This is a genomic window from Gordonia sp. NPDC058843 (genome assembly GCF_042743165.1).
Classification (GTDB): Bacteria; Actinomycetota; Actinomycetes; order Mycobacteriales; family Mycobacteriaceae; genus Gordonia.
In genome coordinates, this window is sequence record NZ_JBHYNC010000065.1 from 12,797 (window position 1) to 21,637 (window position 8,841).

Annotated in this window: 3 protein-coding genes; all 3 read left to right on the top strand. The window is 65.6% G+C overall.

The window, feature by feature from the left end; translation table 11 throughout:
• Nucleotides 1-61 precede the first annotated feature (61 nt).
• The 3 genes from ACFW3F_RS24420 (at nucleotide 62) to ACFW3F_RS24430 (ending at nucleotide 8,800) form a co-directional block, all read left to right on the top strand.
• Complete coding sequence (locus ACFW3F_RS24420) at nucleotides 62-913, top strand: hypothetical protein (protein WP_388062122.1); 852 nt, start codon at nucleotides 62-64, stop codon at nucleotides 911-913.
• A gap of 361 nt (nucleotides 914-1,274) precedes the next feature.
• Nucleotides 1,275-4,763: a DNA-directed RNA polymerase subunit beta gene (locus ACFW3F_RS24425; RefSeq protein ID WP_388062118.1), complete on the top strand. Its 3,489-nt coding sequence runs from the start codon at nucleotides 1,275-1,277 to the stop codon at nucleotides 4,761-4,763.
• Nucleotides 4,764-4,843: 80 nt separating this feature from the next.
• Nucleotides 4,844-8,800: a DNA-directed RNA polymerase subunit beta' gene (locus tag ACFW3F_RS24430; RefSeq protein ID WP_388062120.1), complete on the top strand. Its 3,957-nt coding sequence runs from the start codon at nucleotides 4,844-4,846 to the stop codon at nucleotides 8,798-8,800.
• Nucleotides 8,801-8,841: the final 41 nt, after the last annotated feature.

Here is an 8,841-nt window from a genome sequence, read left to right on the forward strand (position 1 = left end):
AGGAGCGCACGCCGCCGCCCCCGTGCCCCCTGAGGTGCGGGGAGCGCAAGCCGACGCCCCCGTGCCCCCTGAGGTGCGGGGAGCGCAAGCCGACGACCCCCTGCCCCCTGAGGTGCGAGGAGCGCAGGCCGACGCCCCCCTGCCCCCTGAGGTGCGAGGAGCGCAAGCGACGAGCCTCGAAGGGTCCGGTGACGACACTCCCGAAACCGACACCGTCGACCTGCAGAAGGCCGCGACCGTCGAGTCGCCCAAACCCAAGACCAAGCCGGTCGCGCGGGTCTCGACCCTTCGCCGGGGCGACGCCTCGACGTCGGCAACCCCGACCTCGGGTAAGACCGACCGGCCGATGGGACGACGGCCCGGTCGCCGTCCCGGTGGGAAGCGCGACCGTCGGGGGAGTGGCTCGCGCAACCTCCTCGGCATCCGCACGGGAGTGCTCGCGGCGATCGCAGCGGTGTTGTTCGTCGTGGCCGCGGTTCTGGCGTTCCATCCGGGTGCCGACATCGGACCCAACAAGGCGTTCGTGGACCAGGAGTCGACCTCGCAGCTGACCTCGCAGGCTCAGGAGCGGATCTGCGCGGTGTTCGGCTACGACCACACCGAGCTCGATGAATGGCAGCGGCGGGCTCAGGACGCGCTGACCGGTCAGGCGCGTACCGAGTTCGACGAGACGCTGAAAGCACAGCGTGAGCTGATCACACAAACCAAGACCGGCGCGGAGTGCCGGGTCGACGCGATCGGCGTCCGGGACCTCTCCGGGGGTGGCGACGGTGCGACCGCGTCGGTCATCGCGAATCTGGTCGTGAGCGAGACCCAGAACAGTATGGCCACCAACAGCGGTGCGCCGCGCGCTCAGTTCTCGATGGTGCGTGAGGGCGATCAGTGGCGTATCCGGGCGGTCGAGCCCTTCTGATCGCCCCGCGGCGCGCCCTGATCACCAGGTCGGGAGCGGTGTCGAAAGCCAACTTCGCGAATTTCGCGCGTAGCGCTTGACGTGAGGGCGATGTCGGGCCAGTCTGTGACCAGCGATCGACGTGCAGGCAGCCATTTGCGCGAAGTCGCTTTCCAGACGGCTTGACAAAGTGCGTCTATTTTCTGCTACAGTTGGACGTTGCGCTGGCTGCCTCCTGTCCATCTATCGATCCTTCTTCGGCCACTCCTAGACGTGTGTGCTGCGGTGATCGCCGATCCCAGGGTGTCACCAGCGAACGGCCCATCAAAGCCACGTACTGCACATCTAGGTTGTGAATAACGTCGTGTTGGAAGGACGCATCTTGGCAGTCAACCGCCAGTCCACCTCAACAATCCCCGGCGCGCCGCATCGCGCGTCGTTTGCAAAGATCAGCGAGCCGCTGGAGGTTCCGGGCCTCCTCGACCTCCAACTCGATTCGTTCGAATGGCTCGTCGGCTCGCCGGAGTGGCGCGCGAAGGCGATCGCCCGCGGCGACGAGAACCCGACCGGCGGCCTCGAGGACATCCTCCACGAGCTGTCCCCGATCGAGGACTTCTCCGGTTCGATGTCCCTGTCCTTCTCCGAGCCGCACTTCGACGAGGTCAAGGCCTCCGTCGAGGAGTGCAAGGACAAGGACATGACCTACGCGGCGCCGCTGTTCGTCACCGCTGAGTTCATCAACAACAACACCGGCGAGATCAAGTCGCAGACCGTCTTCATGGGCGACTTCCCGATCATGACCGAAAAGGGCAGCTTCATCATCAACGGCACCGAGCGTGTCGTGGTGAGCCAGTTGGTCCGCAGCCCGGGCGTCTACTTCGACGCCTCGATCGACAAGACCACCGAGAAGACCCTGCACACCGTCAAGGTGATCCCGGGTCGCGGTGCGTGGCTGGAGTTCGACGTCGACAAGCGCGACACCGTCGGCGTGCGTATCGACCGCAAGCGTCGTCAGCCGGTCACCGTGCTGCTCAAGGCGCTGGGCTTCACCGCCGAGGAGATCACCGAGCGTTTCGGTTTCTCCGAGATCATGATGTCGACGCTGGAGAAGGACAACACCGGCAACCAGGACGAGGCGCTGCTCGAGGTCTACCGCAAGCTGCGCCCGGGTGAGCCGCCGACCAAGGAGTCCGCGGAGAACCTCCTGGAGAACCTGTTCTTCAAGGACAAGCGTTACGACCTCGCCCGCGTGGGTCGCTACAAGGTCAACAAGAAGCTGGGCCTGACCGGTAATCCGATGGTGGGCGAGTCGACCCTGACGCGCGAGGACATCATCGCGACCGTCGAGTACCTGGTGCGTCTGCACGAGGCCGACCCGCACACGACCAGCTACATGACCGTCCCGGGCGGCGTCGAGGTGCCTGTCGAGGTCGACGACATCGACCACTTCGGCAACCGTCGCCTCCGTACCGTCGGCGAGCTGATCCAGAATCAGATCCGCGTGGGACTCTCGCGTATGGAGCGCGTCGTGCGCGAGCGCATGACCACTCAGGACGTCGAGGCGATCACCCCGCAGACCCTGATCAACATCCGTCCCGTCGTGGCGGCGATCAAGGAGTTCTTCGGAACCTCCCAGCTGTCGCAGTTCATGGACCAGAACAACCCGCTGTCGGGTCTGACCCACAAGCGTCGTCTGTCGGCGCTGGGCCCGGGCGGTCTGAGCCGTGAGCGTGCCGGCCTCGAGGTGCGCGACGTGCACCCGTCGCACTACGGCCGCATGTGCCCGATCGAGACCCCTGAGGGTCCGAACATCGGTCTGATCGGTTCGCTGTCGGTGTACGCGCGGGTCAACCCGTTCGGCTTCATCGAGACTCCGTACCGCAAGGTCGTCGAGGGTGTCGTCACCGACGAGATCGAATACATGACCGCCGACGAGGAGGACCGCTTCCTCATCGGCCAGGCGAACACCAACTTCGACGGCAACGGCCGCATCACCGACGAGCGTGTCCTGGTGCGCAAGAAGGGCTCCGAGGTGGAGTTCGTCGGCGCCACCGATGTCGAGTACCTCGACGTCTCGCCCCGCCAGATGGTGTCCGTCGCGACCGCGATGATCCCGTTCCTCGAGCACGACGACGCGAACCGCGCCCTGATGGGTGCGAACATGCAGCGTCAGGCCGTGCCGCTGGTGCGCAACGAGTCGCCGCTGGTCGGTACGGGCATGGAGCTGCGTGCCGCGGTCGACGCCGGTGACGTCATCGTCTCGACCAAGACCGGTGTGGTGGAAGAGGTCTCGGCCGACTACATCACCGTCATGTCCGACGACGGCACCCGTGACACCTACCGGATGCGCAAGTTCGCGCGTTCCAACCACGGCACCTGTGCCAACCAGCGTCCGATCGTGGACGAGGGTCAGCGCGTGGAGTCCGGCCAGGTCCTCGCCGACGGCCCCTGCACCGAGAACGGTGAGATGGCGCTCGGCAAGAACCTGCTCGTGGCGATCATGCCGTGGGAGGGTCACAACTACGAGGACGCGATCATCCTGAGCCAGCGTCTCGTCGAAGAGGACGTGCTCACCTCGATCCACATCGAGGAGCACGAGATCGACGCCCGCGACACCAAGCTCGGTGCCGAGGAGATCACCCGGGACATCCCGAACGTCTCCGACGAGGTCCTCGCCGATCTCGACGAGCGTGGCATCGTGCGCATCGGTGCCGAGGTCCGCGACGGCGACATCCTGGTCGGCAAGGTCACGCCGAAGGGCGAGACCGAGCTGACCCCGGAAGAGCGTCTGCTGCGCGCCATCTTCGGTGAGAAGGCCCGTGAGGTCCGCGACACCTCGCTGAAGGTGCCGCACGGCGAGACCGGCAAGGTCATCGGCGTGCGCGTGTTCAGCCGCGAGGACGACGACGATCTGGCTCCCGGCGTCAACGAACTGGTCCGCGTGTACGTGGCCCAGAAGCGCAAGATCCAGGACGGCGACAAGCTCGCCGGTCGTCACGGCAACAAGGGCGTCATCGGCAAGATCCTCCCGCAGGAGGACATGCCGTTCCTGCCCGACGGCACCCCCGTCGACATCATCCTGAACACCCACGGTGTGCCGCGTCGTATGAACATCGGCCAGATCCTGGAGACCCACCTCGGGTGGGTCGCCAAGGCCGGCTGGAACATCAACGTGGCCGAGGGCGTGCCGGAGTGGGCGTCGCGGTTGCCCGAGGACATGTACTCGGCGGAGCCCGACACCAACACCGCCACCCCGGTGTTCGACGGCGCGCGCGAGGAGGAGCTGACGGGACTGCTGTCCTCGACGCTGCCCAACCGCGACGGCGAGGTGATGGTCAACGGCGACGGCAAGGCGACGCTGTTCGACGGTCGCTCCGGCGAGCCGTTCCCGTACCCGGTGTCGGTCGGCTACATGTACATCATCAAGCTGCACCACCTGGTCGACGACAAGATCCACGCTCGTTCGACCGGTCCGTACTCGATGATCACCCAGCAGCCGCTCGGTGGTAAGGCACAGTTCGGTGGTCAGCGTTTCGGTGAGATGGAGTGTTGGGCCATGCAGGCCTACGGCGCGGCGTACACGCTGCAGGAGCTGCTGACCATCAAGTCGGACGACGTGGTGGGCCGCGTCAAGGTCTACGAGGCGATCGTCAAGGGCGAGAACATCCCGGAGCCGGGCATCCCCGAGTCGTTCAAGGTGCTGCTGAAGGAACTTCAGTCGCTGTGCCTGAACGTCGAGGTGCTGAGTTCCGACGGTGCGGCCATCGAGATGCACGACACCGACGACGAGGACCTGGAGCGTGCTGCTGCCAACCTCGGGATCAACCTGTCGCGCAACGAGTCGGCCACCGTCGACGATCTCGCCAACTGACCCTCACCACCTCGGGCCGGGCGCCGGATTCGATCCCGGCGCCCGCGCCCACTGACAACAGAGCTCTGGAAAGGTAACAAGTGCTCGACGTCAACTTTTTCGACGAACTGAAGATCGGCCTGGCCACGGCCGACGATATCCACAACTGGTCATACGGTGAGGTCAAGAAGCCGGAGACGATCAACTACCGCACGCTCAAGCCGGAGAAGGACGGCTTGTTCTGCGAGAAGATCTTCGGCCCGACCCGCGACTGGGAGTGCTACTGCGGCAAGTACAAGCGCGTCCGCTTCAAGGGCATCATCTGTGAGCGCTGCGGCGTCGAGGTGACCAAGGCCAAGGTGCGCCGTGAGCGTATGGGCCACATCGAGCTCGCCGCCCCGGTCACCCACATCTGGTACTTCAAGGGTGTGCCGAGCCGGTTGGGCTACCTGCTCGATCTGGCGCCGAAGGATCTCGAGAAGATCATCTACTTCGCCGCCTATGTCATCACCGCGGTCGACGACGAGCTCCGCCACAACGAGCTCTCGACGCTCGAGGCGGAGATGGAGGTCGAGAAGAAGGCTGTCGCCGATCAGCGCGACGCCGACCTGAACGAGCGTCAGCAGAAGCTCGAGCAGGATCTCGCCGAGCTCGAGGCCGAGGGTGCCAAGGCCGATGTGCGCCGCAAGGTGCGCGACGGCGCCGAGCGCGAGATGCGTCGTATGCGCGACTCCGCCCAGCGTGAGCTCGACGGTCTCGAGGAGATCTGGGACAAGTTCGTCAAGCTCAGCCTGGGCGACCTCATCATCGACGAGAAGCTCTACCGTCAGCTCGAAGAGCGCTACGGCGAGTACTTCCAGGGTTCGATGGGCGCGGAGGCGATCAAGAAGCTCCTCGAGACCTTCGACATCGACGCCGAGGCCGAGTCCCTGCGCGAGACCATCCGTAGCGGCAAGGGCCAGAAGAAGCTGCGTGCGCTCAAGCGACTCAAGGTCGTCGCGGCGTTCCAGCAGTCGGGCAACTCGCCGCTGGGCATGGTCCTCGACGCCGTGCCGGTGATCCCGCCGGAGCTGCGTCCGATGGTCCAGCTCGACGGTGGCCGCTTCGCGACGTCCGACCTGAACGACCTGTACCGCCGCGTGATCAACCGCAACAACCGCCTCAAGCGACTGATCGATCTGGGTGCTCCCGAGATCATCGTCAACAACGAGAAGCGGATGCTGCAGGAGTCGGTGGACGCACTCTTCGACAACGGTCGTCGCGGCCGTCCGGTCACCGGACCGGGCAACCGCCCGCTGAAGTCGCTGAGCGATCTGCTCAAGGGCAAGCAGGGTCGCTTCCGTCAGAACCTGCTCGGCAAGCGCGTCGACTACTCGGGCCGTTCGGTCATCGTGGTCGGCCCGCAGCTCAAGCTGCACCAGTGTGGTCTGCCGAAGCTGATGGCTCTCGAGCTGTTCAAGCCGTTCGTGATGAAGCGTCTGGTCGACCTGAACCAGGCACAGAACATCAAGTCGGCCAAGCGCATGGTCGAGCGTCAGCGTCCCGCGGTGTGGGACGTCCTCGAAGAGGTCATCTCCGAGCACCCGGTGCTGCTGAACCGCGCACCGACGCTGCACCGCCTCGGTATCCAGGCCTTCGAGCCGCAGCTGGTGGAGGGCAAGGCCATCCAGCTCCACCCGCTGGTGTGTGAGGCCTTCAACGCCGACTTCGACGGTGACCAGATGGCCGTGCACCTCCCGCTGTCGGCGGAGGCGCAGGCCGAGGCACGCATCCTGATGCTGTCGTCGAACAACATCCTGTCGCCGGCGTCGGGCCGTCCGCTCGCCATGCCGCGTCTGGACATGGTGACCGGTCTGTACTACCTGACCACCCTCAAGGAGGGTGCGGTGGGCGAGTACAGCCCGGCGACCGCCGACGACGTCGAGCGCGGTGTCTACTCGACCCCGTCCGAGGCCATCATGGCCGTCGACCGTGGTGCGCTGACCGTGCGTTCGCGTATCAAGGTGCGTCTGACCGACCAGCGTCCGCCGGCCGAGATCGAGGCCGAGCAGTTCCCGGACGGTTGGAAGTTCGGACAGCCGTGGGACATCGAGACCACGCTGGGCCGGGTGCTCTTCAACGAGCTGCTGCCGATCCAGTACCCGTTCGTCAACGAGCAGATGCCGAAGAAGCGTCAGGCCGTGATCATCAACGATCTCGCCGAGCGCTACCCGATGATCGTCGTCGCCCAGACCGTCGACAAGCTGAAGGATGTCGGCTTCCACTGGGCCACGCGTTCGGGCGTGACCATCTCGATGGCCGACGTGCTGGTGCCGCCGCAGAAGGCGGAGATCCTCGACAAGTACGAGGAGCGGGCCGACGGTCTGGAGCGCAAGTTCCAGCGTGGTGCCCTCACCCCGGACGAGCGTCGTGACTCCCTCGTCGAGATCTGGAAGCAGGCGACCGAAGAGGTCGGTACTGCCATGGAGGCGCACTACCCGGATGACAACCCGATCCCGATGATCGTGAAGTCGGGTGCGGCGGGCAACATGACCCAGATCCGCTCGCTGGCGGGCATGAAGGGTCTGGTGACCAACCCGAAGGGTGAGTTCATCCCGCGTCCGATCAAGTCCTCGTTCCGCGAGGGCCTGACCGTGGCCGAGTACTTCATCAACACCCACGGCGCCCGTAAGGGTCTGGCCGACACCGCGCTTCGTACCGCCGACTCGGGTTACCTGACCCGTCGTCTGGTGGACGTGTCGCAGGACGTCATCGTGCGTGAGACCGACTGTGGCACCGAGCGCGGCATCAACACCACGATCGCCGAGAAGCAGGCCGACGGCACGCTCATCCGCGATGCGCACGTCGAGACCTCGACCTACGCCCGCACGCTGGCGCAGGACGCGGTCGACGCCGACGGCAACGTCATCGTCGAGCGCGGTCACGACCTGGGCGACCCGGCCATCGAGGCACTGCTGGCCGCCGGCATCACGCAGGTCAAGGTCCGTTCGGTCCTGACCTGCGGCACCGGCACCGGCGTCTGCGCGATGTGCTACGGCCGTTCGATGGCCACCGGCAAGCTCGTCGACATCGGCGAGGCCGTCGGTATCATCGCGGCCCAGTCGATCGGTGAGCCCGGTACCCAGCTGACGATGCGTACGTTCCACCAGGGTGGCGTCGGTGACGACATCACCGGTGGTCTGCCGCGTGTCCAGGAGCTCTTCGAGGCTCGCGTCCCCAAGGGCGTCGCGCCGATCGCGGAGGTCTCCGGCCGGGTGCGTCTCGAGGACGACGACCGCTTCTACAAGATCACCCTCATCCCGGACGATGGTTCCGAAGAGGTTGTCATCGACAAGATCTCGAAGCGTCAGCGTCTGCGTGTGTTCAAGCACGACGACGGTTCCGAGCGGCTCCTGTCCGACGGCGACCACGTCGAGGTCGGCCAGCAGCTCATGGAGGGCTCGGCCAACCCGCACGAGGTGCTGCGCGTCATGGGTCCCCGTCAAGTGCAGATCCACCTGGTCAACGAGGTCCAGGAGGTCTACCGCAGCCAGGGTGTGTCGATCCACGACAAGCACATCGAGACCATCGTGCGTCAGATGCTGCGTCGCGTGACGATCATCGATCACGGTTCGACCGAGTTCCTGCCCGGTTCGCTCGTCGAGCGCGCCGAGTTCGAGGCGGCCAACCGTCAGGTCGTGACCGAGGGTGGCGAGCCCGCCGCCGGACGTCCGGTGCTGATGGGTATCACCAAGGCATCGCTCGCGACCGAGTCGTGGCTGTCGGCGGCGTCGTTCCAGGAGACCACGCGTGTCCTGACCGACGCGGCGATCAACAGCCGCAGCGACAAGCTGATCGGTCTGAAGGAGAACGTGATCATCGGTAAGTTGATCCCGGCCGGTACGGGTATCAACCGTTACCGGAACATCCAGGTTCAGCCGACCGAGGAGGCACGTGCCGCGGCCTACGCGGTGCCGTCCTACGACGACACCTACTACAGCCCGGACGGCACCTTCGGTGCTCCGGCCGGCGCTGCGGTGCCGCTGGACGACTACGGGTTCTCCAACGACTACCGGTAGTCACTGACCCGACACGACGCGGCCCCCGCACTCATCGCGAG